This is a genomic window from Micromonospora sp. NPDC003776 (genome assembly GCF_053605645.1).
In genome coordinates this window covers 12306-38551 of sequence record NZ_JBSGJR010000010.1, presented here as the reverse complement: position 1 = coordinate 38551, position 26246 = coordinate 12306, and the positions used below count along the sequence as shown (strand labels likewise).

At 72.8% G+C, this 26246-nt stretch carries 22 protein-coding genes; 5 read left to right on the top strand and 17 right to left on the bottom strand.

The window, feature by feature from the left end; all coding sequences use genetic code 11:
- Positions 1-8 precede the first annotated feature (8 nt).
- From ACWEVO_RS01950 to ACWEVO_RS01935, 4 genes are all read right to left on the bottom strand, one after another.
- Positions 9-1490, bottom strand: a complete 1482-nt coding sequence (locus ACWEVO_RS01950; protein ID WP_452305692.1) for a CYTH and CHAD domain-containing protein — start codon at positions 1488-1490, stop codon at positions 9-11.
- 45 nt (positions 1491-1535) lie between these two features.
- Positions 1536-2798, bottom strand: coding sequence for an acetyl-CoA C-acetyltransferase (locus tag ACWEVO_RS01945; RefSeq protein ID WP_452305691.1), 1263 nt, complete (start codon positions 2796-2798; stop codon positions 1536-1538).
- 76 nt (positions 2799-2874) lie between these two features.
- Positions 2875-3672: an SGNH/GDSL hydrolase family protein gene (locus ACWEVO_RS01940; RefSeq protein WP_452305690.1), complete on the bottom strand. Its 798-nt coding sequence runs from the start codon at positions 3670-3672 to the stop codon at positions 2875-2877.
- Between the two features lie 129 nt (positions 3673-3801).
- The gene (locus ACWEVO_RS01935; RefSeq protein WP_452305689.1) at positions 3802-4848 is read right to left on the bottom strand and encodes an SGNH/GDSL hydrolase family protein; all 1047 of its coding nucleotides are present in this window, start codon (positions 4846-4848) and stop codon (positions 3802-3804) included.
- Positions 4849-4992: 144 nt separating this feature from the next.
- Between ACWEVO_RS01935 and ACWEVO_RS01930 the strand changes: the two genes are divergently transcribed.
- Positions 4993-5349: a YkvA family protein gene (locus ACWEVO_RS01930; RefSeq protein ID WP_452305688.1), complete on the top strand. Its 357-nt coding sequence runs from the start codon at positions 4993-4995 to the stop codon at positions 5347-5349.
- Between the two features lie 75 nt (positions 5350-5424).
- On the top strand, positions 5425-6795 hold the full coding sequence (locus tag ACWEVO_RS01925) for a cystathionine beta-synthase (RefSeq protein ID WP_452305687.1): 1371 nt from the start codon (positions 5425-5427) through the stop codon (positions 6793-6795).
- 67 nt (positions 6796-6862) lie between these two features.
- Here the strand turns inward: ACWEVO_RS01925 and ACWEVO_RS01920 are convergent, their stop codons facing one another.
- The 10 genes from ACWEVO_RS01920 to ACWEVO_RS01875 form a co-directional block, all read right to left on the bottom strand.
- Positions 6863-7813, bottom strand: a complete 951-nt coding sequence (locus ACWEVO_RS01920) for a S1C family serine protease (protein WP_452305686.1) — start codon at positions 7811-7813, stop codon at positions 6863-6865.
- Between the two features lie 123 nt (positions 7814-7936).
- Positions 7937-8446, bottom strand: coding sequence for an N-acetyltransferase family protein (locus tag ACWEVO_RS01915; protein ID WP_452305685.1), 510 nt, complete (start codon positions 8444-8446; stop codon positions 7937-7939).
- The gene (locus ACWEVO_RS01910) at positions 8443-9372 is read right to left on the bottom strand and encodes a ribonuclease Z (protein ID WP_452305684.1); all 930 of its coding nucleotides are present in this window, start codon (positions 9370-9372) and stop codon (positions 8443-8445) included. The genes ACWEVO_RS01915 and ACWEVO_RS01910 overlap by 4 nt, the downstream gene beginning before the upstream one ends.
- A 585-nt stretch (positions 9373-9957) precedes the next feature.
- Positions 9958-11133 (bottom strand): osmoprotectant NAGGN system M42 family peptidase, encoded by a 1176-nt coding sequence (locus tag ACWEVO_RS01905; protein WP_452305683.1) that lies wholly within the window; start codon positions 11131-11133, stop codon positions 9958-9960.
- Entirely contained in the window at positions 11130-12956 is a 1827-nt protein-coding gene (gene ngg / locus ACWEVO_RS01900; protein ID WP_452305682.1) for an N-acetylglutaminylglutamine synthetase, read from the bottom strand. The genes ACWEVO_RS01905 and ngg overlap by 4 nt, the downstream gene beginning before the upstream one ends.
- A gap of 2 nt (positions 12957-12958) precedes the next feature.
- Positions 12959-14743, bottom strand: coding sequence for an N-acetylglutaminylglutamine amidotransferase (locus ACWEVO_RS01895; RefSeq protein WP_452305681.1), 1785 nt, complete (start codon positions 14741-14743; stop codon positions 12959-12961).
- A 240-nt stretch (positions 14744-14983) separates the two neighbouring features.
- Entirely contained in the window at positions 14984-15631 is a 648-nt protein-coding gene (locus ACWEVO_RS01890; RefSeq protein ID WP_452305680.1) for a nucleotidyl transferase AbiEii/AbiGii toxin family protein, read from the bottom strand.
- Positions 15632-16015: 384 nt separating this feature from the next.
- The gene (gene msrA / locus ACWEVO_RS01885) at positions 16016-16678 is read right to left on the bottom strand and encodes a peptide-methionine (S)-S-oxide reductase MsrA (protein ID WP_452305679.1); all 663 of its coding nucleotides are present in this window, start codon (positions 16676-16678) and stop codon (positions 16016-16018) included.
- A 198-nt stretch (positions 16679-16876) separates the two neighbouring features.
- Positions 16877-17290 carry an HIT family protein gene (locus tag ACWEVO_RS01880; protein WP_452305678.1) on the bottom strand — a complete coding sequence of 138 codons (414 nt, stop codon included), beginning with the start codon at positions 17288-17290 and terminating at the stop codon, positions 16877-16879.
- Positions 17291-17409: 119 nt separating this feature from the next.
- Complete coding sequence (locus tag ACWEVO_RS01875) at positions 17410-17739, bottom strand: hypothetical protein (protein ID WP_452305677.1); 330 nt, start codon at positions 17737-17739, stop codon at positions 17410-17412.
- A gap of 96 nt (positions 17740-17835) precedes the next feature.
- Between ACWEVO_RS01875 and ACWEVO_RS01870 the strand changes: the two genes are divergently transcribed.
- The 3 genes from ACWEVO_RS01870 (at position 17836) to ilvA (ending at position 21746) form a co-directional block, all read left to right on the top strand.
- Complete coding sequence (locus ACWEVO_RS01870) at positions 17836-18978, top strand: cystathionine gamma-synthase (protein ID WP_452305676.1); 1143 nt, start codon at positions 17836-17838, stop codon at positions 18976-18978.
- Between the two features lie 15 nt (positions 18979-18993).
- Positions 18994-20406, top strand: a complete 1413-nt coding sequence (locus ACWEVO_RS01865; RefSeq protein WP_452305675.1) for an amidase — start codon at positions 18994-18996, stop codon at positions 20404-20406.
- Between the two features lie 119 nt (positions 20407-20525).
- Complete coding sequence (gene ilvA, locus ACWEVO_RS01860) at positions 20526-21746, top strand: threonine ammonia-lyase (RefSeq protein WP_452305674.1); 1221 nt, start codon at positions 20526-20528, stop codon at positions 21744-21746.
- Between the two features lie 183 nt (positions 21747-21929).
- Here the strand turns inward: ilvA and ACWEVO_RS01855 are convergent, their stop codons facing one another.
- The 3 genes from ACWEVO_RS01855 to greA form a co-directional block, all read right to left on the bottom strand.
- Positions 21930-23294 carry an IS110 family transposase gene (locus ACWEVO_RS01855; protein WP_452305673.1) on the bottom strand — a complete coding sequence of 455 codons (1365 nt, stop codon included), beginning with the start codon at positions 23292-23294 and terminating at the stop codon, positions 21930-21932.
- Between the two features lie 238 nt (positions 23295-23532).
- On the bottom strand, positions 23533-25425 hold the full coding sequence (locus ACWEVO_RS01850; RefSeq protein WP_452305672.1) for a zinc ribbon domain-containing protein: 1893 nt from the start codon (positions 25423-25425) through the stop codon (positions 23533-23535).
- 286 nt (positions 25426-25711) lie between these two features.
- Entirely contained in the window at positions 25712-26212 is a 501-nt protein-coding gene (gene greA / locus ACWEVO_RS01845) for a transcription elongation factor GreA (protein ID WP_452305671.1), read from the bottom strand.
- Between the last annotated feature and the right edge of the window lie 34 nt (positions 26213-26246).

Below are 26246 nucleotides of genomic sequence, written 5' to 3'. Positions count from 1 at the left end.
CGGCCGGGTCAGGCCCGCAGCCACCGCCGCAGCTTGCGCCGGCGCGCCCGGTCCACCGCCCGCGGCAGCCCGGCCAGGGTGCGGTCGGCGGCGGCCGCCTGGCGGGCGTGCAGCAGACCGTAGGTGAACGTGTTCTCCCCGCCGGCGTAGCCGCGCAGCGCCTGTTCGCGCAGGACCGCGCGGGTCACCACCGAGTCCTGGTGCGCGCCGAGCAGGTCCTGCAACTCCTTGAGCCGCTCGACCAGCTTCCCGGCCCGCTTCCCGACGGCCGGTTCCCGCAGCTCCACCGCGTACCGGGCCCGCTTGTACGCCTTCCGCGCCTCGTGCAGCGCCGCCTCGCCGGACCCGGCGCTCCGCGCCCGGTCCAGCCGGTCGTCGGCCCGGTGCAGCGCCCGGCGTACCCGGCGGTCCACCCAGCGCTCGTCCACGGCCCGCGCCGTCGGCCCCTCCACCAGCGCGTCGAGCCGGCGCAGCAGGTCGGCGTACCGGTCGGCGGCGAGCGCCGCCCGCAGCTCGTCGATGGCGGTGGCCAGGTCGGCGGCGAACCGTTCGGCGAACCGCGCGGCGACCGGGCCGAGCACCAGCTCGTCCGGTTCCGCCCGGACCGCCCCGGCGAGCCGGGCGGCCATCACCTGGGTGTCCCGCACCGGGCCGAGGCGGCCGCCCAGCCAGCTCAGCTCCGCCCGCACCGCCTCGCTCACCTGCCGGTCCCACAGCCCGCGGAACGTGCGCAGGGTGGAGCGGAGTCGGCGCACGGCGACCCGCATGTCGTGCACGGCGTCCTCGTCGCCGCCCCACGCGCCCGGGTGGTTGCCGATCAGCGCGTCCCGCTGCGCGGCCAGGTAGTCCAGGACGGGGGCGGCGCCGGGGTCGGCGGGGGCCGGGCGGGCCGCGGTGAGCCGGCCGCCGAGGGCGCGCTGCGACTTGGAGACCGGCACCGGCCGGGCGCCGGCCTCCCGCAGCCGGGCGTCCACCGCGTCGAGCAGCGCCTCGTCCCCGTCGACCAGCTCGACCTCGAGCTCGTGCCAGGCCTGCCGTTCGCCGCTGACCAGGTCGTGCGCCTCGACGCTGTCCTCGGCGACCTCGGCGAGGATCCGGCCCGCGTCGTCGAGGAGGCGGCGCTCCCGGCGGCGGGTGACGATCCGCGCGGCCGGCGCGACCGCCCGGCCCCGGGACGCGGCCCGGAAGAGCGCGGCCAGCGCGGCCGGTGGCCCGCTGTCGTCCGGCCCGGCGGGGAACTGGTACTCGGTGCGGGCGCCGCCGGTCGCCCCGACCTTGAGGTGCCAGCCGGCGTCGTGCCCCCCGGTACGCCGGCGCAGCGCGAACCCGCTGCGGGCCAGCCGGAGGTCCGGGGTGTCCAGGTAGACCGCGTCCAGGTTGTGGGTGGTGGCGTCGGACATCGTCACGACGCCACCGCACCCCGTCAGGTCGGGCAGCCGGAACCCCTCGTCGCCGGAGTACTTCCGTTCGCGTTCCACGACGGTCGCCATGGCGCCTCCCGTACCCGGCTCCGGCACCGGGGAATCGACCTCAGGTCAGTTCAGCCGCTCGAGCACCATCGCCATGCCCTGGCCGCCGCCGACACACATCGTCTCCAGACCGATGGTCTTGTCGTGCCACTCCAGCGCGTTGAGCAGGGTGCCGGTGATCCGGGCGCCGGTCATGCCGAACGGGTGGCCGACGGCGATCGCGCCGCCCATCACGTTCAGCTTCTCCTCCGGGATGCCCAGCTGGCGGTACGACGGGATCACCTGCGCGGCGAACGCCTCGTTGATCTCCACCAGGTCGACGTCGTCGATGGTCATGCCGGCCCGCTTGAGCGCCTGCCGGGACGCCTCGACCGGGCCCAGGCCCATGATCTCCGGCGACAGGGCGGTGACGCCGGTGGAGACGATCCGGGCCAGCGGGGTGAGGCCGAGCTCCCCCGCCCGCTGGGCGCTCATGATCACCACGGCGGCCGCGCCGTCGTTGAGCGGGCAGCAGTTGCCGGCGGTGATCCGGCCGTCCGGGCGGAACACCGGCTTCAGGCCGGCGACCCCCTCCAGGGTGACCCCCGGGCGCGGGCCGTCGTCGGTGCTCACCACCGTGCCGTCCGGCGTGGTGACCGGGGTGATCTCGCGGGCCCAGAAGCCGTCCGCGATCGCCTTCTCGGCCCGGTTCTGGCTGCGGACGCCGAAGGCGTCCATGTCCTCGCGGGTGACGTCGTACGCCTGGGCGAGGTTCTCCGCGGTCTGCCCCATGGCCAGGTAGATGTCGGGCAGCTGGCCCGCCTCGCGCGGGTCGGTCCACACCTCGGCGCCGCCCCGGGCGCGGGCGGCGGAGCGCTCGCGCGCCTCGGCGAAGCGCGGGTTCTCCCAGCCGCCGCCGACCAGCGCCTGCCCCTCCGGGGGCAGGGCGTCCGAATTGCCCCGGGCGTACCGGGAGACGGTCTCGACGCCGGCGGAGATGAAGACGTCGCCCTCGCCGGCCCGGATGGCGTGCATCGCCATCCGGGTGGTCTGCAGCGAGGAGGCGCAGTATCGGGTCAGCGTGGCGCCGGGCAGGCCATCCAGGCCCAGCAGGGTCGCGACCACCCGGGCCATGTTGAAGCCCTGCTCACCGCCGGGCAGACCGCAGCCCAGGTAGAGGTCCTCGATCGTGGTGGGGTCCAGCGCGGGCACCTTGTCGAGAGCGGCCTGGACGATGGTGGCGGCCAGGTCGTCCGGGCGGACGTCCCGCAGGGAACCCTTGGCCGCGCGGCCGATGGGGGACCGGGCGGTGGCGACGATGACGGCGTCGCGGGGCGACTGAATCGGCATGAACCAACGTTAACCCGCGGGTAACTTGGCGCGGAAGCTCGCCGGCGGGCGGGAAATGTCACCCCGCCCGGGCGGCTCAGTGGTGCCGGGAGGCGACCGTCGCCGCCGTCTCGACCGCCGGCAGCAGGGCGTGCGCCCAGACCCGGTAGCCGTCGGCGGAAGGGTGGTAGCCGTCGTGGCAGAGCGTCCCGGCGTCCGCCCGGAACACCGGGCCGGTCTCGGTGCCCAGGTCCACCACGGTGCCGCCGGCGTCCAGCACGGCCGCCGTCTGCGCGCGGGCGATCCGCCGGCCGGACCAGGCGAGCACCTGCCGCAGCGGGGCGGCGACCGCCCGGACCGCGCCGAGGTCAGGGCAGGTGGCCACGACCACCTCGACGTGCGCCTCGCGCAGCCGGCGCACGGCCGAGCCCAGGTACGCCGCCGCGTCGGCCGGCCGGGTCAGCGCGGTGGCGTCGTTCGCCCCGATCAGCACCACCGCCACGTCGGGCCGCTCGCCGAGCAGCGCCCGGGCCACCTGGGTGGCCAGGTCGGTGGAACGGGAACCGGAGACCCCGACGCTGGACAGGTGCACCCGCCGGGCGGGCGGTCCCTCCGCGAGCAGCTGGGCCAGCTGGCCGCCGATCGTGTCCTCGAAGCGGGCCACCCCGACGCCGAGCGCCGAGGAGTCGCCGAGCAGCACCAGCCGCAGCGGCGCGGCGCCCGTACGGCCCACCGTGGCGCGGAGCGCCAGGCCCAGCTCGGGCTGGGCGTACTCGCGGTTGCGGGCCGCGATGGCCTGGCCGGCGAGGACCGCTGCCCCGCCCACCGTGCCGGCGACCAGGGAGAGGGCCGCGGCCCGACCCAGTCGGGTGACAAGCTCGTTACGTTGCGTCATGACGACACCTCCCCAGTCCGGCGGTGCGGACCGGTCCGCTCGCGGCTCCGGCGGTTGCCGTTCCCGCAACGACCTCGAACATGAGCGTGGCCCGCGTTGTGCCTGCTGATGATGCCCCGCCAGGCCCGCTCATGCCAGCCCCTCCAGCGTCGGCGACTCGGTGGAGGCGGCGGACTGCGGCACCGCACCGACGCCGAAGAAGGCCCGCCGCCGAAGCTGCGCCCACCGGCCGCCCGGGCCGCGGTCGCGCCCCTGGACCTGCGCGCCGCTGACCTCGGTGCCGGCGTGCCGGGCCGCCTCGTGGGCCGCCTCCGGGAGCGACCGGACACCCTCCCCGCCGCCGAGCGGCGCCCGGCGGGCCGCACCGACGCCCAGCGCGGAGAGCACCGTGGGCAGCAGCGCCGCCGCGGCGACCGCGTACCCCTCCGCGGAGGGGTGGAACCGGTCCCAGGCGAACATCCGGGCCGGCTCGGCGGCGAACCGGGGACCGAGCAGGTCGCCGAGGGAGACGGTCCAGCCGCCCGCCTCGACCACCGCCACCGTCTGGGCGGCCGCGAGCTGCCGGCTCCAGCGGCGGGCCAGCCAGCGCAGCGGCGGCTGGATCGGGCGGATCGCGCCGAGGTCGGGGCAGGTGCCAACGACCACCTCGCATCCCGCCGCGCGCAGCGTGCGGACCGCGTCGACCAGATAACGCACGGCCACCGACGGCGGGGTGCGGTTGGTGACGTCGTTGCCGCCGATCAGCACGACCGCGATGTCGGGCGCGACCTCCAGGGCCGACTCGACCTGTGGCTTGAGCCCGGCCGACAGGGCGCCGACCACGGCGAAGCGGTGCAGCCGGACCGGCCGGTGCAGCCGGCGCGACAGCCCGGTGGCCAGCAGCGCGCCCGGGGTCTCCCGGCGGCGGTGCACGCCGTAGCCGGCGGCCGAGGAATCGCCGAGGATGACCATGGTGACCGGCGGGCCGGGAAGCTTGGCTCCGTACACCCCGTCACAGCGCGGCGGGGGCGCCTCGGCCATCGGGATGGTGCGCCGCGCCTGCCGGGCCTGGCCGAGCAGGACCCCACCCGTCGCGACGGTGGCCGCCACGGTGGCGCCCGTGCCGATCGCCGCCAGGCGGGCGATCCGCCGAGCGCGTTGCCAGCCGGCCGGTACGACGGAACCAGCGTCCCCCATGAAGTCGACAGTATCGCGGCACCACGACACCCGCTCTCCCCGTGATCAGGAGGCTGGGCGGCGACCGTTCCGGGTACCTGTTCCGGTAGGCGGGGCGGACTTGCGCCGGCACCGCACGCTGGTCGAGCGGAAAGGGGCGGACAGATGGGGAAGACGTTGAAGCGGAGCGCGGCCTTCGCGGCGCTGGCCCGGGCGCTGGCCACGGGCGCCCGGGGCGGGCCGTCGCTGGGTGCCCGGGTGGCGGCGCTGCCGAGGATGATCCGGGCGACCGCCAAGGGGGAGTACGACGGCGGCCTGCGGCTGGCGCTGATGACCGCCGCGACGGCGTACATCGTCTCGCCGATCGACCTGCTGCCGGAGATCCCGCTGGCCATCTTCGGCCTGGCCGACGACGCGGTGATGGTGACCTGGCTGGCCGGCAGCGTGCTCGCCGAGACCGAGCGGTTCCTGGAGTGGGAGGCGCGTCGCAGCTCCGTCATCCCTGGACATGTGGTGCCCTGACGCCCCGTACCCTGGGCGACGAACAGCAGTCTTCCCGGCCGCCGTCGGCGGCGGCGCAACGAAGGGCACAACGAGGTGCAGTACTACGACAACGTCGTCGAGCTGATCGGCAACACCCCGCTGGTACGCCTGCGCAACGTCACCGAGGGCATCCAGGCGACCGTGCTGGCCAAGGTGGAGTACGTCAACCCGGGCGGTTCGGTGAAGGACCGGATCGCGCTGCGGATGGTCGAGGACGCCGAGCAGGCGGGAATCCTCAAGCCCAGCGGCACGATCGTCGAGCCGACCAGCGGCAACACCGGCGTCGGCCTGGCCCTGGTGGCGCAGCTCAAGGGCTACAAGTGCGTCTTCGTCTGCCCCGACAAGGTCAGCCAGGACAAGCAGGACGTGCTGCGGGCGTACGGCGCCGAGGTGGTGGTCTGCCCGACCGCCGTGGCCCCGGAGGACCCGCGCTCCTACTACAACGTCTCCGACCGGCTGGCCCGGGAGATCCCCGGCGCCTGGAAGCCCAACCAGTACAGCAACCCGGCCAACCCGCGCTCGCACTACGAGACCACCGGCCCGGAGATCTGGCAGCAGACCGAGGGGCGGATCACCCACTTCGTCGCGGGTGTCGGCACCGGTGGCACCATCTCCGGCATCGGCCGCTACCTGAAGGAGGCCTCCGAGGGGCGGGTCAAGGTCGTCGGCGCGGACCCCGAGGGCTCGGTGTACTCCGGCGGCACCGGCCGGCCGTACCTGGTCGAGGGCGTCGGTGAGGACTTCTGGCCGGAGACCTACGACCGGAACATCGCCGACGAGATCGTCGAGGTGTCGGACAAGCAGTCCTTCGAGATGACCCGGCGGCTGGCCCGCGAGGAGGGGCTGCTGGTCGGTGGCTCCTGCGGGATGGCCGTGGTGGCCGCCCTGGAGGTGGCCCGCAAGGCCGGCCCGGACGACGTGATCGTGGTGCTGCTGCCGGACAGCGGCAAGGGCTACCTGTCCAAGATTTTCAACGACAAGTGGATGGCCCGGTACGGCTTCCTCGACGAGTCCGGCACCGAGGCGACCGTGGCCGACGCGCTCGCCGGCAAGCCGGGCGGCCTGCCCGAGTTGGTGCACGTGCACCCGACCGAGACGGTCCGCGACGCCATCGACTACATGCGCGAGTACGGCGTCTCCCAGCTGCCGGTGCTCAAGGCCGAGCCGCCCGTCGTCACCGGTGAGGTGGCCGGCTCGATCGCCGAGAAGGACCTGCTCGACGCGCTCTTCACCGGGCAGGCGCACCTGCACGACACGATCGAGCGCCACATGGCCGAGCCGCTGCCGATGATCGGTGGCGGGCAGCCGGTGAGCGAGGCGGTCGCGCTGCTGGAGAAGGCCGACGCGGCCCTGGTGCTGGTGGACGGCAAGCCCAAGGGCGTACTGACCCGGCAGGACCTGCTCGCCCACCTCGGCGCCCGCTGAGCTTGCAAGGAGGGGCCCCTTCCTAACGTCCCGCGTATGGGAAGGGGCCCCTGTCAACGCCCCGGCATCAGCGGGCCAGCTCGGTGGGGACCACCACCACGTCGACGTACGCCCCCTTGCGCAGCACGGTGACCGGCAGGCGGGCGCCGATCGCCGGGCCGAGCATCAGCCGTTGCAGGCCCTGGCCGTCCTGCACCGGTCGACCACCGGCCGCGACGATCACGTCGCCGAGGTAGATCCCGGCCACCCCGGCCGGACTGCCCGGCACCACCTCCACCACCCGCAGCCCGCGCCGCTGCCCGGTCCGCGCGCTGACCTCGGGCGGCAGCGGTACGGGCACCCCGGCCACGCCCAGCCAGGCCCGGCGGACCCGGCCGTCGCTGGTCAGGTCGTTGATGATCCGCCGGGTGGTCCCGTTGATCGGCACAGCCAGCCCCAGGCCGTACCCGGCGACCGCGGTGTTCACCCCGACCACCCGGCCGGCCGAGTCGGCCAGCGCGCCACCGGAGTTGCCCGGGTTCAGCGCGGCGTCGGTCTGAATCACGTCCTCGATCAGCCGGGTGACCCGGCCGTCCCGGGCCGGCAGCGACCGGCCCAGCCCGGAGACCACCCCGGCGGTGACCGAGCCGGCCAGCCCCATCGGGTTGCCGACCGCCACCACCAGCTGGCCGATCCGCAGCCGGTCCGCATCGCCCAGTTCCACCGGCGCGACGCTGGCCTGCTCCGCGCGCAGCACCGCCAGGTCCGACAGCGGATCGGCGCCGACCACCCGGAACCGGGTCTCGGTGCCGTCGCCGAAGGCGGCCGAGCCACCGGCCGCACCCTGCACCACGTGGGCGCTGGTGAGCAGCAGCCCGTCCGGGCCGATGACCACCGCCGAGCCGGCCCCGGCGCCGCGCGCGGTCCGCACCGACAGGGCGGCCACGCTGGGCAGCACCCGGGCCGCCACACCGGTCACCACCCGGGAGTACGCGTCGAGCGCGGCGTCCTCCGCCCGCTCGCTGTGCTCGGTGTCCATGCCGGTGCCAACGCGCGGACATGCACGCCCATGCCCCGATCCGCTCACAGCGAACGGCGGGGCTGCGCTGCGTGTTAAGAGGGGGCCCCGCCTCTACCGGAGGCGCTAAGAAGGGGCCCTTCCTTACAGCTGGCGGGCGTAGCGGAGCTGGGGGACCAGGGCGGGACCGATGTGTTCGTCGCGTTCCTCGCCGGTGGCGGTCCAGCCGCCGCGCTCGTAGAAGCGCCGGGCGGCCGAGTTGTCCCGGAGCACCCAGAGCACCGCCCGGGACCAGCCGCGGGCCCGCATCGCGGCCAGGGCGTCGACCATCAGCGCCCGGCCGGTGCCCCGACCCCGCTCGTCCGGCTCCAGATGGATGGCGTTGAGCAGGCCGGTGTCCGGGTCGCCCGCGTCGTCCGGCCCGAGGTAGCTGAACCCGACCAGCCGGCCGTCGCGGACGGCGACGGTCATCCGGTGGTCGGCCCCCTCCCAGGTCAGCCGCTCCACCCAGTACCGGCCCATCGCCTCCGGCGTCGGCTCGGCCAGCGCCCCGGCGGGCAGGAACGACGAGTACGCCGCCACCCGGGAGCGCTGGTGCAGCGCGCCGACCGCCAGGAGATCGGCCTCGCTGGCGGGGCGTAGGGAGACCGTCACCCGGCCGAGGCTACCCGCCGGGGCGGCACCGGCACGGTCATCAGGTCCTCGGCGATCACCAGCTCCCCGGCGAAGTGCCCGCGGGCCTCGTCGGCGAACCGGCGCGGGTCGGCGTACCGCTGGGAGAAGTGGGTGAGCACCAGCGTGCGTACCCCCGACTCGGCGGCCACCCGGGCGGCCTGCGCCGCGGTGAGGTGGCCGACCTCGGCGGCGAGCGCCGCCTCCGACTCCAGGAAGGTCGACTCGATGACCAGCAGGTCCGCGTGCTCGGCCAGGGCCCACACCCCGTCGCAGAGCCCGGTGTCCATCACGAAGGCGAACCGCTGCCCCGGTCGGGTCACGCTCACCTCGTCCCGGGTGACGCGGCGCCCGTCCAGGTCGAGGTGGCCGTCGCGGAGCAGCTTGCCGACGGCCGGCCCGGCGATGCCGTACGCGGCCAGCCGCTCCGGCAGCATCCGGCAGCCGTCCGGCTCGATCAGCCGGTAGCCGTACGTCTCGATGGGGTGCCGCAGCCGCCGGGCCTCCAGGGTGCCGATCCGCGTGCTGATCCGCTGCCCGTCGGTGTCGATCGGCTCGACGGCCAGCTCGGCCGTCTCGTAGAAGCTCGACGCGTGGCGCAGCCGGGCGAAGTAGTCGGCGCCGCCGGCCGGGAAGTGCACGGCCACCGGGTGTGGCACCCGGTCCAGGGAGAGCCGCTGGATCATGCCGGGCAGGCCCAGGCAGTGGTCGCCGTGGAAGTGGGTGACGCAGATCCGGGTGAGGTCGGTGGCGGAGATCCCGGTGTGCAGCATCTGGCGCTGGCTGCCCTCGCCCGGGTCGAAGAGGAGCACCTCGTCGTCCCAGCGCAGCAGGTAGCCGTTGTGGTTGCGCTGCCGGGTCGGGGCCTGACTGGCCGTCCCGAGCACCGCCAGCTCGCGCATCGACACGGTGATCTCCTGGACATGAAGCGACCCCCGGGGCTTCCGCGCTCGCGCGCGGGCCGGCTGGACTGGGCCGGCACCCCGGGGGTCGGGTGGCTGTCGTGGATTCGCCGCACCGCTGCCACACGGTCTCGACGATGGTGCCTTGCTGCCCGCCTCGCGGCGGACGATGTTTTCACTGTCGAGGACAGCGGCTAGCGGACAGCCACCTCACGAGTCCGATTGCTATACAAGTCTGGACCACCTCCTTTCCCGTGTACCGCCACGCTATCCACTTCCCGGTGACGGCGGCAACGGATTTGGATCACAGGCCCGGCGCGGTCTTCGGAACGCTGGTCCGGGCTCCGGTCCTCCCGGCGTCCCGCCGCCCCGGCTGCCGCGACAGGGCGCATGGTGTGTCGCTTGCTACGAACTTGATGACGTAGGTGAATCGGGCCCGGCGCGGGGCGGTCGGACAGCCTGCGGCCCAAGGTTGCCGGCGTGGTCGCGCGGTGAGTCGTTCACGTCATCAAGTTCGTAGCGTCTGTGGGGACTCCTCCAGCCGGGCGGGCTCCGCGCGGCCGGAGTCGGCCACCACGTCGGTGACGACCCTCAGTCCAGGCCGATCGGGCCCTCGCGGGGGCCCTCCTCCGACGCCGGCTGGACCGCCAGCGACGGAAAGTTCGCCAGGTCGCCCTCCGGTTCGGCGTCCCACTCGGGGAAGACCAGCGGGCTCTGCAGGTAGAGGCAGAGCAGCTGGGTGAGGTGGCGCAGGCCGTCGAGGTGGGTGCGTTCGTGCCCGTGGGTGGCGTCCACGCCGAAGCCGAGCAGCGCCACCCGCGCGTGCGCGCCGGCCTCGACCGCCGCCGCCACGTCCGACCGGTAGTAGTCGAAGACGTCCCGGACCAGGTCGACGCCGTGCTCGCGGGCGATCGAGGCCAGGTTGCGGGTGAGGTGGTAATCGAACGGGCCGACTCCGTCGCCCATTGCCAGGGTGGCGGCGTCCTCCCGGGACTGCTGGCCGGGCGCGACCACCGCCGCGTCCACCGACACGATCTCCGCCACGTCCGGGTCGAGCCCGTGGCTGGCCCCGTGCCCGATCTCCTCGGTGACCGTGACCAGCAGGTGCGCGGTGACGGCCGGGGTGATCCCCGCGTCGACCATCGCCTTGAACGCGGTCAGCACCGCGGCGACCCCGGCCTTGTCGTCGAGGTGCCGGGACTTCACGTACCCGGTGGGGGTGATCGTCGGGTTCGCCAGCAGCGCGACGAAGTCACCGGCGTCGATGCCGAGCGCGCGCAGGCCGGCGATGTCGTCCACCGGCTCGTCGACCCGCACCTCGACCAGCTCCCAGCCGACGCCCTGCAGGTCCACGGCCTCGTTGTAGCGGTGCCCGCTGGCCTTGAGCGGCAGCACCTGGCCGGTGACCACCCGGTCCAGGTCGTCGGTGAAGATCCGGACCTGCGCGCCCTCGGCGAAGCGCGCGCTGTGCGTACCGATCGGCTTGAGCTCCAGCCGCCCGTTCTCCTTGAGCCGCTTGACCATGCCGCCGATGGTGTCGGTGTGCACCACGAGGGCCCGGTCGGCCCCGGTCGACCGGGGACCGGGCAGGTAGGCGCTCAGCGCCCCGCGCCGGGTCAGCGTCGAGGTGATGCCGAGCGCGGAGAGGCGTTCGCCCACGTACTGCTGGACGTGGTCGGTACGCCCCGACGGGCTGGGGATCTCCAGCAGCTCCACCAGCACCTGGCGCAGGTAGTCGAGGTCGATCTCCAACGGCTTCGGGCTCACGCGGCGCCTCCCGTGCCGGCCGGGGACCAGAGCCGCTGGGGTGCCCGGGTGCCGGGGAAGAGCAGGTCGACGAAGCGCTCCGCGGTCGGCTGCGGCTCGTGGTTGGCCAGGCCGGGGCGCTCGTTCGCCTCGATGAACACGTGCTCCGGCCGGTCGGGCGCGGGCACCAGCAGGTCCAGGCCGGTGACCGGGATGTCTAGCGCCCGGCTGGCCGTCACACAGGCCTCGGCGATCGCCGGGTGCAGTTCGGCGGTCACGTCGTGGATGGTGCCGCCGGTGTGCAGGTTGGCGGTCCGGCGGACGGCGAGCACCTGCCCCTCCGGCAGCACGTCGTGCATCCGGTAGCCGGCCTCGGCCACCACCTCGCGGGTCATGTCGTCGATCGGGATCCGCGACTCGCCCCCGGTGGCGGCGGCCCGGCGGCGGCTCTGCCGCTCGATCAGCTCGGTGACGTCGTGCACCCCGTCCCCGGTGATCTGCGCCGGCCGACGTACCGCGGCGGCCACCACCTCGTGGTCGATGACGACCGCCCGCAGGTCCTCGCCCTCGCGAAGCTCCTCGATCAGCACGTCCGGGCAGAACCGGCGGGCCAGCTCGACGGCGGCGGTCAACGCCTCCGGCGTACGGACCCCGACGGTGATGCCGTTGCCCTGCTCGCCGCGGGCCGGCTTGACCACGACCGGGCCGACGTCCGCCAGGAAGGCGAGGTCGTCGGCGTCCCCGGTGGCGGTCCGGCCGCGCGGCACCGACAGCCCGACCTCGGTGAGGATCCGTCGGGTCACCCGCTTGTCGTCGCAGCGGCTCATCGCCACCGCCGAAGTGAGCTCCGACAGCGACTCGCGGGTGTGGACGACCCGGCCGCCGTTGGACAGCTTCAGCTCCCCCCAGTGCGGGTCGGTGACCTCCACCCGAATGCCGCGCCGCATCGCCTCGTCCGCGACGATCTTCGCGTACGGGTTCAGGCCGTCGTAGCCCTCCGGCGTGGCGGGCAGGAAGAGCCGCTCGTTGATCGGGTTCTTCCGCTTCACGCAGAGCGTGCCGGTGCGGTGGAAGCCGAGCCGCTCGTAGAGCCGGATCGCCCCCGAGTTCTCGGCCAGCACCGACAGGTCCACGTACGCCCGGCCCCGCTCGTCCAGCCGGTCGGCCAGCGCGGTGAGCAGCGCCTGCCCGGTGCCGGGGGGCGCGGTGTTGAAGTCCACGGTCAGGCACCAGAGGCTGGCGCCGTTCTCCGGGTCGCCGAAGACCGCGACGTGGTCCACCCCGGTGATGGTGCCCACCACCTCGCCGGTGGCGTCCTCGGCGAGCAGGTGCAGGAAGCGGTCGCTGCCCGCGTTCTCCACCAGCACGTCGACCGGGGCGGTGACCATGCCGTTGCGGGCGTAGATCCGGTTCACCGCGTCCGCGTCGCCGGCGTCCCGCAGCGGGCGGATGGTCAGGCCGGGGATCTCACCGCCCTCGGTGGCGGCCGGTCGCCGCCCGCCCAGGGGCAGCCGGTAGGTCAGCGACGGGTCGATGAACAGCTCGTCCGGCAGCCGGGAGACCAGCACGTGCGGATCCCGCAAGTAGATGCAGATGTCCCGGGCCCCGGCCGCCTCGGAGCGCAGCACGTGGGCGACGTCGACCTGCTCGGTGAAGGTCTGCCCGAAGACCAGCCGGCCCCAGCCGCAGTCCAGCACCACGCCGGCCCCGTCGGCGGGCTGCCGCGGTGGTTCGGGAGCGCCGGGGGCGACCGGGTCGCCGCCGGGACCGACGCGTTCCCGGCGCCGGCCCAGCACCCGTTCCCGGTCGGTCCGGGCCGCTCCGGTGGCGAGGGTGTCGGTCACGGTCAGTCGATTCCGTGGCTCTGGAGCCACATTTCCAGGAGTCCCAGCTGCCACAGCTTGTTTCCGTTCAACGGCGTCAGTTCGGCGTTCGGATCGGCGAGCAGCGCGTCGACGTAGTCGGCGCGGAACAGGTCGCGGCGGCGCGCCTCCGGCGCGGTCAGGGCGTCGCGTACCCGGTCGAGGAGCTTGCCCTCGAGGTGGGTGAGGCCGGGCACCGGAAAGTAGCCCTTCGGCCGGTCGATGACCTCGTGCGGGAGGACCCGCCGGCCGATCTCCTTGAGCACGCCCTTGCCGCCCTGGGCCAGCTTCAGCTCCGGCGGGCAGCTTGCGGCCAGCTCGACGAACTCGTGGTCGAGGAACGGCACCCGGGCCTCCAGCCCGTGCGCCATGGTCATGTTGTCCACCCGCTTGACCGGGTCGTCGGTCAGCATGACCTGGGTGTCGATCCGCAGGCCCGCGTCGACCGCGGTCTGCGCCCCGGACCGGGCCAGGTGCGCGGCGACGAACTCCCGGGCCGGGTCGCCGTCGGCCAGCCACGCCGGGTTCAGCACACGGGCCAGGCCGGCCGCGTCGCGGTCGAAGAAGGCCCGGGCGTACGTCTCCAGCGCCCGCTCCCGCTCCACGCCGGCCAGCGGCGGGTACCAGTGGTAGCCGCCCAGGATCTCGTCCGCGCCCTGGCCGGACTGGACCACCTTGACGTGCCGGGCGACCTCCTGGCTCAGCAGCCAGAACGCCACGCAGTCGTGGCTCACCATCGGTTCGCTCATCGCCGCGACGGCGGCCTCCAACGGCGGCAGCAGGTCGCCGGTGGGCACCCTGATCTGGTGGTGGTCGGTGCCGAAGGTCTTCGCGACCAGGTCCGAGTAGACGAACTCGTCACCCTCCCGGCCGCCGACCGCGTCGAAGCCGATGGAGAAGGTGGCCAGGCCGGACTGCCCCTCGCCGGCCAGCAGTGCCACCACCAGGCTGGAATCCAGTCCGCCGGAGAGCAGCACACCCACCGGCACGTCGGCCACCATCCGCCGGCGTACGGCGGTGGTCAGCGACTCCAGCAGCCCGTCCTGCCAGTCCTGCTCGGTCCAGCCGGACCGGCCGGCGGCACGGGTGAAGGCCGGGTCCCAGTAGACCCGCTCGTGGGTCGTGCCGTCCGGCTCGTACACCTTGACCGTGGCCGGGGGGAGCTTGGTGACGCCGCGCAGGATGGTCCGCGGCGGCGGCACGATGCTGTGGAAGCTCAGGTAGTGGGCGAGGGCCACCGGGTCGATGGAGGTGTCGATCCCGCCGCCGGCCAGCAGTGCCGGCAGGGTGCTGGCGAAGCGGACCACGCCGGGGCTCTCGGCCAGGTAGAGCGGCTTGATGCCGAGGCGGTCCCGGGCCAGCACCAGCCGGCCGCTGTCCCGCTCGCTGATCGCCACCGCGAACATGCCGACCAGGTGGTCGACGAAGTCCAGGCCCCACTCCGCGTACGCCTTGACGACGACCTCGCTGTCTCCCGAGGAGAAGAAGCGGTGCCCCCGGGCCTGCAGTTCCTCGCGCAGCTCCCGGTAGTTGTAGATGCAGCCGTTGAAGACGCCGGTGAGGCCGGCGGCGGCGTCGACGATCGGTTGCCCGCTGGCGGCCGAGAGGTCGATGATCTTCAGGCGGCGGTGCCCCAGGGCCGTCCGCCCCTGCGACCAGACGCCGCTGTCGTCGGGCCCTCGGTCACTCATCGTGGCCGCCATCCGCTCCACCGCCGCTACCTCGGCACGTGAACCGTCACGGCGGAACTCTCCCGCTAGTCCGCACATGCGAGCCCATGCTGCCAGAGGATGTTGCGGTTCGCCTGTTGAGCCGATGACAGTCGGATGACGGTTCGCTATCATGCTCCGCCACTCTCGGTCACCGTGCTGCCAGGCGGGGGTTCCTGTCCCGGCCGCCGCCGGTGCCGGAAATGCGCCGGGCCCGCGGTGTGACAAACACCGCAGGCCCGGAAGCCGCGATCCGCCCTTCACTGGTTAATGAGCACGTGCTGGACATGCTGTCGAGCCCTAGCCGAGGAGTTGCCTGCGCCAGTCCGCGAATCGGTCCCGTAAGGCCGCCAGTTCGGCGGTCGGGACTCCGTAGCAGTCGAAGTCAGCGTCGGTGATCTGCGTGAGAGCACCCAAGGCGTCCGCGAAGACCCGCGGCTCAAAACCGGGGTCGCTCGTGGCAGCCAGCTCCAACAGTCGTGCTCGGCTGTAACGGCCGCTCATCAGCGCCGCGTCGACGTCCAGGAAATCGCGCGCCTCGGCCCGACCGAAGAGGGCGCACATCTTGTTCGCTACGGCGTCGTCCGGGTGCAATACCGGTCCCACGGCCATGGACACCGGTGCGTGTGCACGCCAGTCGGCTGACATTTCAAGCTTGTCGGGCTCTGCATCCGGCTGCTTCTCGTCACGGATGAGGAGCCGGGCGAAGGTGTCGTTGCGGATGAGGACATCCACGTCGTAACCCTCGTCCTGCAGTACGTGAATGACATCGTCGACTGCCCGGGGGAACGTGTCCCGTGAGTGCCATGCGGTGAAGAGGTCGACATCCCCGCTCAGCCGGTTACCCATGCCGTGCGCGCTGACCGCATATCCGCCGGCCAGCGCAAAGCCGAAGCGACCCGCAGCCCCGAGGGCTACTTCGGTGATCCTCCGGTGATGCGGCAGCATCGTTATGCGACAGAACGACGGGTGCCACGGAGCGCCGGGAAACGGTCCTCCCAGGCGCGGCGGACAGAATCAGGCAACCACATGGTCGGCCAGAGGAGAATCAATGATTCGCCGTCCAGATATGTCTCAAGATCCATTTGGCTGGCCGCCTCGTTCAGGACAGCACGGTAGAGATCTCTCATTCGGCCTGGCTGCGCCAGGTCGTACCTAGCGTTGCCCGACCACTTCAGGTGCCTGGGCAGGTTCACAACGCCGTCGGTGGGACCGCGAAGTGAGTCCAGGCTGTCGGGCACGATGACGGGTTTGGCGTACCCGGTAGGGCGGGCTGCCCCTTCGCCCCTCATCGTGCCCTCCTTGGCGTCAGATCCAGACTAACGACTGGGACTAGCTGGCGGTACGGGCCACGCCGACCGGGCAGCTCAGCCCGTTCGGGCCGTGGTTGCAGTACCCGTTCGGGTTCTTCGTCGGGGCCAGGTACTGCTGGTGGTAGTCCTCGGCGAAGTAGTAGTCACCGAGCCGGGCGATCTCCGTGGTGATCTCGCCCTTGCCAGCCCGGGCCACGATCGGCGCGAAGGCGTCCCGGGAGGCCTGCGCGGTGGCGAGCTGCTCGTCGGTGCTGGCGTAGATCGCCGATCGGTACTGCGTACCGACGTCGTTGCCCTGGCGCATGCCCTGGGTCGGGTCGTGGTTCTCCCAGAAGACCTTCAGCAGGTCCTCGTAGCTGATCTTCGACGGGTCGTAGACCACCTGGACCACCTCGGCGTGCCCGGTCCGGCCCGAGCAGACCTCCTCGTACGTCGGGTTCCGGGTGTAACCACCGGTGTAGCCGACCGACGTGGTGAGCACGCCGGGGAGGGTCCAGAAGAGCCGCTCGGCGCCCCAGAAACAGCCCATCCCGAAGACGGCGACCTGCGAGCCCTCGGGGAAGGGGCCCTTCAGCGAGGCGGGGAGCACTTCGTGCCGGTCGGCGACCGGCATCGCGATCGGGCGGCCCGGCAGGGCCTGGTCGGGGGAGATCATCTCGGCCTTCATGCGGCGAAGGAACACGGTGGGACTCCTCTCTTGGCTTTCCCAGCGTGTGCAACAGCGGCGGCCCCCACTTCCTTACCCGCACGGCGGAGCATCAGCCGGCGGGGTCGGGCCGGGCGCGACAGCGGTACGTCGCAACCAGCGGCCTCCCGCCACGGTAAGGGCGCGACATGCCGCAAGCCGAGTCGACCACCTCGACGGGCGAGGGGCGGTGGATCAGGCCAGCGCGGCGGTGATCCGGTCGGCGAAGGCCCTGGCCTCGGCGTCGTCGGTGTAGCGGGTGCGGGGCCAGAAGAAGCCGCGCAGCCCATCGCCCTTGGTGCGCGGCACCACGTGGGTGTGCAGGTGCGGGACGGACTGGGACACCTTGTTGTTGACCGCCACGAACGTCCCACCGGACCCCAGACCGGTCTCCACCGCGACGATGATCCGCTGGACCAGCCGGAAGTAGCCGGGCAGCACCTCGGCCGGCAGCGTGTCGAGGGTGACCAGGTGGGTGCGCGGCACCACCAGCACGTGTCCCTTGAACACCGGCCGGGTGTCCAGGAAGGCCATCCCGTCCGGCTCGTCGGCGACGGTGAACGCGGGTACCTCGCCAGCCACGATCGCGCAGAACACACACCCGGTCATCGGGGCAGCGTATTACCGGCCCTCGGTACCCGCTCGACACGACCAGGCAGGGCTCGTCGAGGTAGCTGTCCCACTCGCTGTCCGGAGCGCCGTCCGGCCTGGTTCCCCGTTGGGTCCGTTCAGCTGGCGCAGAGATCGGGAAGCCGGCGTTCCCAGAGCGTCGTGAAGCGGCGAGCGGTCAGCCGCTTGATCCTCGGCCAGTCGCGGCGCAGCAGGTGGGGGTTGACGTATCGGACGATGTCCTCCCGCTGCCCGCAGTCGAGCAGGAGGCAGTAGAGCGTCAGCCGCTCCTGAGGGTCGGTGACGTCGTAGTCGGCCGGCCCGGACCAGGCGAGCCGGACCGGCAGACTCACCCTGCCCTGATCCGGACCGGCCAGGAGCCCGAGCGAGGGCGGGATCCGGTCGGCCACGCCGAGCAGGCGGGACGGCAGCGGGGCGGGCGAGGTCACCGAACCAGTATGGCGGACGGGTCGGACAACTCCCCTGTTGCGACCCGGACCCGGGTTCCAGGCACTGCGACGGGCGGGCGGACTAACGTCTCGGGAATGAGTCACGGCTTCGAGACGCTCGCCATCCACGCCGGTCAGGACCCGGAGGCCCGTACGGGCGCGGTGATCCCACCGATCTACCAGACCAGCACCTACGCGCAGGACGCCGTCGGCGCGCCCCGCCAGGGCTACGAGTACAGCCGCTCCGGCAACCCGACCCGGGACGCGCTCCAGGAGTGCCTGGCCGCCCTGGAGGGCGGGCCGGTGGCGCTCGCCTTCGCCAGCGGCCTCGCCGCCGAGGACACCCTGCTGCGGACCGTCTGCAAGCCGGGTGACCACGTGGTCATCCCGGACGACGCGTACGGCGGCACCTACCGGCTCTTCGCCAAGGTGGCCGAGCGCTGGGGGCTGGAGTACACCCCGGCGAAGGTGTCCGACCCGGACGCGGTCCGGGCCGCGATCCGCCCCGGCGCCACGCGGATCGTCTGGGTGGAGACGCCGACCAACCCGCTGCTCGGCATCGCCGACATCGCCACCCTCGCCGCCGTGGCGCACGACGCCGGTGCGCTGCTGGTGGTCGACAACACCTTCGCCTCGCCGTACCTCCAGCAGCCGATCCTGCTCGGCGCGGACGTGGTGGTCCACTCCACCACCAAGTACATCGGCGGGCACTCCGACGTGGTCGGTGGCGCCCTGATCGCCGCCGACCGGACCCTCGGCGAGGAACTGCGCTACCACCAGAACGCGATGGGCGCGATCAACGGGCCGTTCGACGCCTGGCTCACCCTGCGCGGCATCAAGACCCTCGGGGTACGGATGGACCGGCACTGCGACAACGCCGAGCGGATCGCGGCCTACCTGGACGGTCACGCGAAGGTCGGTCAGGTGATCTACCCGGGCCTGCCCGCGCACCCCGGGCACGAGGTGGCCGCCAAGCAGATGCGCCGGTTCGGCGGCATGATCTCGTTCCGCGCCGCGGGCGGCGAGGAGCACGCCGTGGAGATCTGCAACCGGGCGAAGCTCTTCGTCCTCGCCGAGTCCCTCGGCGGGGTCGAGTCGCTCATCGAGCACCCCGGACGGATGACACACGCGAGTGCTGCCGGCTCGCCGCTTGAAGTTCCCGCCGATCTCGTGCGACTGTCTGTCGGCATCGAGACGGTCGACGACCTGCTCGCCGATCTGGAGCAGGCGCTGGGCTGACCGCTGGCTGGGAGGGTGGCAGTGCCGGAGATCATGCCGACGACCTGGGTGGGGGCGACCGCCAAGCAGATCGCCCGGGGCGTACGCCGGGGCGACGTCTCCGCTACCCAGGTCGTGGCCGACCACCTGGATCATCTCGCCCGGGCCGACGCCGACCTCGCCGCGTTCCGCACGGTACGCGGCGGGGAGGCGATCATTGAGGCGGAGAAGGTGGATGAGCAGGAGGACCTGGCCAACCTCCCGCTGGCCGGGGTGCCGGTCGCGGTCAAGGAGAACACGCCGGTCGCCGGCCAGCCCACCTGGAACGGGTCGGCGGCCGTGCGTACCCCGGTGGCGGAGGCCGACCACGAGGTGGTCCGCCGGCTGCGCGGCGCGGGCGCGGTGATCCTCGGGGTGACCCGGATGCCGGAGCTCGGCCTCTGGGCGCTCACCGACGACGACACGGGCGTCACCCGCAACCCCTGGAACCTGGCCCGTACCCCCGGCGGCTCGTCGGGCGGCGCGGCCGCCGCGGTGGCCGCCGGGCTGGTGCCGATGGCGCACGGCAACGACGGCCTCGGTTCGATCCGCATCCCGGCGGCCTGCTGCGGCCTGGTCGGGCTCAAGCCCGGCCGGGGCGTGGTGCCCTGCCAGCTCGGCGCGGACGACTGGTTCGGCCTCACCGAGCACGGCATGTTGACCAGCACCGTCGCCGACGCGGCGGTGGGCTTCTCGGTGCTGGCCGGGCGTCGGCCGGAGAAGCTGGTCCCGCCGCCGCGGCTGCGGGTCGGTGTCTCGCTGCGCTCGCCGGTGCGGGGCGTCGCGCCGGACGCCCCCAACCGGGAGGCGGTGGCCGCCGCCGGCCGGCTGCTGGCCGCCGCCGGGCACGACACCGTTCCCGCCGACCCGGTCTACCCGACCCGGCTCGGCCTGCAGGGCATCGCCACCTGGTTCGCCGCGGCCGCCGCCGACGTGCGGGCGGCCGGGGTGGCGCCGCGCCAGCTCCAGCGGCGCAGCCGCCGGCACGTCGCGCTCGGCGAGTGGGCGCAGCGCCGGGGGTACGTCCGGGAGGCCGACCGGCTCGCGTGGCGGGACCGGTCGGTGAACTTCTTCGCCGACCACTCGGTCGACCTGCTGCTCACCCCGGCGCTGGCCGGGCCGCCGCCAGAGGCCGCCGGCTGGTCCGGCCGGTCGTGGCTGGCGAACATGTCGGCCAACATCCGGTACGCCCCGTACGCCGCGCCGTGGAACATCGCCGGGCTGCCGTCCATCGTGGTGCCGGTCGGCCGCCGCCCGGACGGCCTGCCGGTCGGCGTGCAGTTCGTCGGGCCGCCCGGCTCGGAGCTGCTGCTGCTCGGCGTCGCCGGCCAGTTCGAGATGCAGGCCCCCTGGTCGCGGCACGCCCCCGGCTATCCCCGGGTCGGCACGGGGTCGCCGGCCTCCGCCTGACGCACGGCTGCCACCTCCGCCCCGGCGCAGCCGGTGACGGGGCCGTCGCCGCAGGTCGTCAGCGAGCCGACCGTGGCGTCGCCGCCGGTTCCGCCGGGTGCGGGTGGCACGATCAGGGCATGACGGAACTGGTCGGTCTCGCCGACGTACAGGCCGCGCGGGAGTTGCTCGCCGGCGTCACCCGTACCACCCCGCTGGAGCCGTCCCGGCCGCTCAGCGCCGCGCTGGGCGGTCCGGCGTGGCTCAAGTGCGAGAACGTGCAACGCGCCGGGTCGTACAAGGTGCGCGGGGCGTACGTGCGGATCTGCCGGCTCTCGGCCGAGGAGCGGGAACGCGGCGTGGTCGCGGCGAGCGCCGGCAACCACGCCCAGGGGGTGGCCCTCGCCGCCGGCCTGGTCGGCACGCACGCCACGGTCTTCATGCCGGTCAACGCGCCGCTGCCCAAGGTCGCCGCCACCAAGGGGTACGGCGCCACGGTCGAACTGGTCGGCAACACGGTCGACGAGTCGCTGGTCGCGGCGCAGACCTTCGCCGAGCGGACCGGGGCGGTGTTCATCCACCCGTTCGACCACGCGGACGTGATCGCGGGGCAGGGCACGGTGGCGCTGGAGATCCTCGAACAGTGCCCGGAGGTGAAGACCATCGTGACCGGGGTGGGCGGCGGCGGCCTGATCTCCGGGATGGCCGTCGCGGCCAAGGCGCTCCGCCCCGACGTACGGGTGATCGGGGTGCAGGCGGCCAGCGCCGCCGCCTTCCCGCTCTCGCTCAAGGCCGGCGAGCCGGTCCGCCTGCCGTCGTTCTCCACGATCGCCGACGGCATCGCGGTCGGCCGGCCCGGCGACCTCACCTTCACCCACGTCCGCAAGCTGGTCGACGAGATCGTCACGGTCTCCGAGGAGGACATCTCCCGGGCCCTGCTGATGCTGCTGGAACGCGGCAAGCAGGTGGTGGAGCCGGCCGGCGCGGTCGGGGTGGCGGCACTGCTGGCCGGCGCGGTGGAGGTGCAGGCGCCGGTGGTGGCGGTGCTCTCCGGCGGCAACATCGACCCGCTGCTCATGCTCCGGGTGATCGAGCACGGCCTGGCGGCGGCCGGCCGCTACCTGCGGGTGACGGTGCGCTGCACGGACCGGCCGGGCCAGCTCGCCTCGCTGCTCAGCGAGATCGCCGAGCACCGGGCCAACGTGGTGGACGTGGAGCACCAGCGGGCCAACCCGCACCTGCGCCTGGGCGAGGTGGAGGTGGCGCTCTCGGTGGAGACCCGCGGCGTGGAGCACTCGGACACGCTGATCAGCGCCCTGCGGGCCAGCGGCTACCAAGTGGTCTTCGCGGCCGAGTCCTGACGGCCGACGGGGCCTGCGACGACGCGACCGCCCCGGCCGGTGGGCCGGGGCGGTCGCGATGTGGCTCGGGTCCGAGGAAGGGCCTGTCAGCGTCTGACCGGAAAATGAGCCGGACCAGGTGGGTTCTTGTGCAGGGGGCATCGCCGGGTCGGTGGTAGCTGGTCCGGTGGGGTTACTGGGTGGTTAGGCGGCTGGTTGCAGGGTGACGGTGTGGCCGAGGGCCTCGAGTTGCCGTATGAGGCTGTTGATCTTGCGGTTGGTGTTGACGCGCGTGTCGTAGTAGTCCGGGCCGAGATCGTGGTAGCGGGCGGTCGGGTCAGCGAGTAGGTGCCAGATGATCACCAGGATGGAGCGGGCGACGGCTACGAGGGCTTTGCCTTTGCCTCGGCGTTTGACGATGCGTCGGTAGCGTTCGGCGAGGAATGTGCCGTGGTTGCGGGCGGCTGTTGCGGCGGCTTGTCCGAGGACGGCTTTGAGGTATGGGTTGCCCTTGCCGGTGTTGCCGCTGCCGGTTTTGGTGCCGGACTGGATGGCGCGGGGGGACAGTTTGGCCCAGGAGACGAGGTGCCCGGCGGTGGGGAATCGGGTCATGTCCAGGCCGATCTCGCCGATGATGACTTGGGCGGATTCGGGGCCGAGGCCGGGGATTTCGGCCAGGCGTCGTGCCGCGTTGTTGGCGGTGCCGGTGGTGGGCGGTGGTTGCTGGTGTGGTGGGTCGTCGCCGGCGGGGTTTGGTGGCGATGGGGTGGCTGGCTGGTCCAGCGTGTCGATCAGTTGCTCGATGCGGGTGGTGAGCGCGGTGATCTGCGTGTCGAGGCGGTCGATCTGGTCTAACAGGATGCGGGCGAGTTCGCCGTGGTGGTCGTCGAACCGGCCGGTCAACGCCTGTATCAGGGCCGGGTGTTTGCTTCGCATGCGTCCGCGGGCCAGGGCTGCCAGCTGCTGCGGGTCACGCTGCCCGGCGATCAACGCCTCGATCATGTCGCGGGTTGAGAGGGTCTTCAGGGTGCTGGCCACCGCGGAGATCTTGATCAGGGCGTCTTCGAGCAGCTTCTCCAGCCGTTGCCAGTAACGCGTGCGGTCCCGGGTCAGGTCCGAGCGCATCCGGGTGTAGTCCCGCAGGACACGGATCGGCGCTGGCGGCACGAACGACGGCCGCAGCAGTCCCTTCTCCGTCAGCTTGGCCAGCCACACCGCGTCAAGTTTGTCGGTCTTGGGCCGGCCGGGCACGTTCTTGACATCGCGGGCGTTGACCAGTTGCACGTCCAGGCCCGCGGCCTCCAGCAGGTAGTACCAGATCCGCCAATAGTCGGAGGTGGACTCCACGGTCACCTTCTCGACTCGCAACTCCACCAGCCGATCGGCCAGATCGCTGACCGCGTTGGTGGTTGCCGGAACCTGCCACACCCGGCTGGTGCGCCGCCCACTGACCCCAGCAGGCAGGCGGGTGCACACCATGCCGGACTCCTTGGCCACATCGATCGCGGCCACCCGCTGCGAGATCTGCTCGTGATCCTGGTCGGGGATCTCCTCGAGCACAGTCCTCATCCGACACCGCTCCCTCCCCGTGTTGATGGACATCAGCCCAGCCGCCCGGGGGCCTCGGTCGGGAACCGAAATTCTGACCGGCGTGCTCGAAGCAACAGTGCGTGACCCTTCAGGTCGGGGCCCCAGCGTCAGACTCTGATACGGGCTCAACCTCCCAAGATGCAGCCGACGTCGGCGGGCGACCGGACCACCATTTTCACGCCTGCGTGGCGTCCGAACCAGGTTGGAATGACTCTGATTAGCGTAGGGATCCTGGGTCGGAGTGTGTTTCCGGGATCGTTTCCCACCTGGGTGGGGAGGCATGGGCGTGGAAGTGGAATCCTGCGCCCAGGGCGGCTCCTCGTGGCCGGTGGCCGGTGGCGGGTGTGCTGATCGTGTTCACGCCCTGGTTCCGGTGGGCTGCGCGGGGCAGTCTGGGCCGGTCCGTTGGTGCGTGTCCCTCCGGACGCTTGCCCGCCCGGCCGTGGTGGGGCCGGGTGGGGGAGGGTGCCCTGCGTCGCCGGGGCGCGGGGCGTGGTGGCTGGTGCCGGGTGGGCCCGGTCTTCGACCGGTCCCCCCGGCTGGTCCTGGTGACGACCGCGCACGCTTCGAGCGTGTCGACCACGGCCCGAATCATCATGGCACCGTTGCTGCGGTCGGTGACGGTCCTCGCCTGGTGGGTAAGCCCGCGGGCGGCAATGCGCCGCCAGGCGCCGTGGTCGCGGTCGCCCTGCCAGCCGCAGGACTGGTGAGGGCAGATGGCCCACTTCCAGCCCGGCACGGTCGGCTGGTCGGGGGCTTTGCGGTGCCGTAGCGGGGTCAGGCATTGCGGGCAGTGTTTGGAGGTGTTGCGGGCCGGGACGCCGACCACGGCGACACCCTGCTCGGCGGCGAGGTGCCGCATCCGGTCGACGATCTGCCCGCGCACCTGCTGCGACAGGCGCGTGTTCAGGCTGGCGCCCATGCCCTTGGCTTCCAAAGACCGCAGGTCTTCCACGTAAATCACGGTCGCGGCGGCGGCGATCGCCTGATCGAGGGCCCAGCGGGCGGCGGCCCAGGCGAGCGCGGCGTTCAGGTTCTGGCGGCGCTGGGAGACGTGCCGGATCTCGTCGCGCAGCACGGCAAGCTTGCCGAGCAGGTGATGCCGCGGGTCGACGCCGATGAGCCGCTGATAGTGGTCGGCCTTGGCGCACAGCCGCTCTGACAGGCAGCGCAGGCGGTGCTGCTTGGCAAGCACTCCGGCGGCCCGGAACTGGCCCCCAGCCCCCAACGCGGTGATCCGGCCATCGGCTCGCCGTCGCAGGGCCCCCGCGCTGAGCAGGGTGTTCAGACCCCAGTCCACCCCGAGCGCCACCGCGTGGCCGGTGGGCCGGGCTTTCGGCACGGCGTGGGTGTAGGCCAGGTCGGCGCGTACCTGCCGGCCGGCCACGCGCAGGGTGGGTAGGTGCAGCACCGCGCCGGCCGGGACGGTGGGGGGCAGGGTGATCGGGCAGGCCACCCACGTCCAGTCCCCGTACGTGCGCGGATCCGGCCGGGTGGGCAACTGCAGGCGCAGCAGCACCCTGCCCGGCTCGGTGTCGCCGCGTTCGATCGTGGCCTGCTGCCGGTCACACGCGGACAGCAGCAGCATCCGCGCAACCCGCGGCGCGCCTTCCAGTTCGAACACGTCCACCGGGAGGCGGCCATGCGCGGCCAGGAACGTGGCGGCCTGCCGGGTGCGGCCCTTGATGACGCTCGACGGCAGATCCTTCCCGCCAGGGATCGCCTCCCGCACCTGATCCCACTCCTGCGCCGTGCGCTTGCGCGGGTCGGCCGGCCAGGTCGCGAGGACTCCGGCGGTCAGATCGGCACGCCAGTTCACCGACCGCAGCGCACGCCCGGCCTGTTCTTGAGCCATCCGCACGATCCGGTCATTGACCCTCACCCCCTCCGGGGCGGTGGCGGTCCAACCCAGCCGCCGCAACGCCATCCACGCGTTCGACGGCAACCTCCGCCCGCCCGCGTCCACACCGCAGGCCAACACCCGCACATCCGCGGCATTCCACCGCTGCGCCAACAGCCCGGAAACCATGCCCGCCACCAGATCGGCACACCAGCCGACACGCTCGGCCACCACCGCCTGGGACAGGACCTCGCCGGACTTCTCATCCACGCCCGCGCGCACAAGAGCGCGGACGCACGCGGTCCGGGAAGCCTGACCGTCAGCCAGCGACACCGCCCGACTCACCCGACACCAACCTCACCACACCCAAACCCCGCCAGCACGCACAGCACCGCCACACGACAGCACTCACCGCCGGCACAGAGCCCCACCGCCCCGCATCAAACCAGAAGACACCGACACCCACGACCAGCCCACGATCACAGACGATCCTTAACCAAATCCCTCAGCCTCGGTCGGGTTGGACCCGAGCCGTCCGGCGCGGGTCCGGAGGGCGTCAGCCGGAGTACGGCTCGAACTTGACCACGGTCACCTTGATGTCGGCGCCGCTGGGCGCCGTGTAGGTGCAGGTCTGGCCGGCCTTGCCGCCCAGGATCGCCTTGCCGAGCGCGGACTCGGGGCTGTAGACGGTCAGGTCGGTGCTGGAGGCGATCTCCCGGGAGCCGAGCAGGAAGGTCTCCGTGTCGTCGGCGTCGTCGTCGAAGTAGATCGTCACCACCATGCCCGGCGACACGGCGTCGGCGGCTGGGGCCTCGCCGACCTTGGCCGTGCGCAGCAGCTCCTTCAGGTAGAGGATGCGGCCCTCGGCCTTGCCCTGCTCCTCGCGGGCGGCGTGGTAGCCCCCGTTCTCCCGCAGGTCGCCCTCCTCGCGCCGGGCGTTGATCTCGGCGGCGATGACGGGCCGGTTGGCGATCAGCTCGTCGAGCTCGGCCTGCAGGCGGTCGTACGCGTCCTGGGACAGCCAGGTGGCGGGCGCCTCGTTGCCGTTGGTTGACACAGGCGGTCTCCTCGGTTGGTGCGGACTGGCTGAC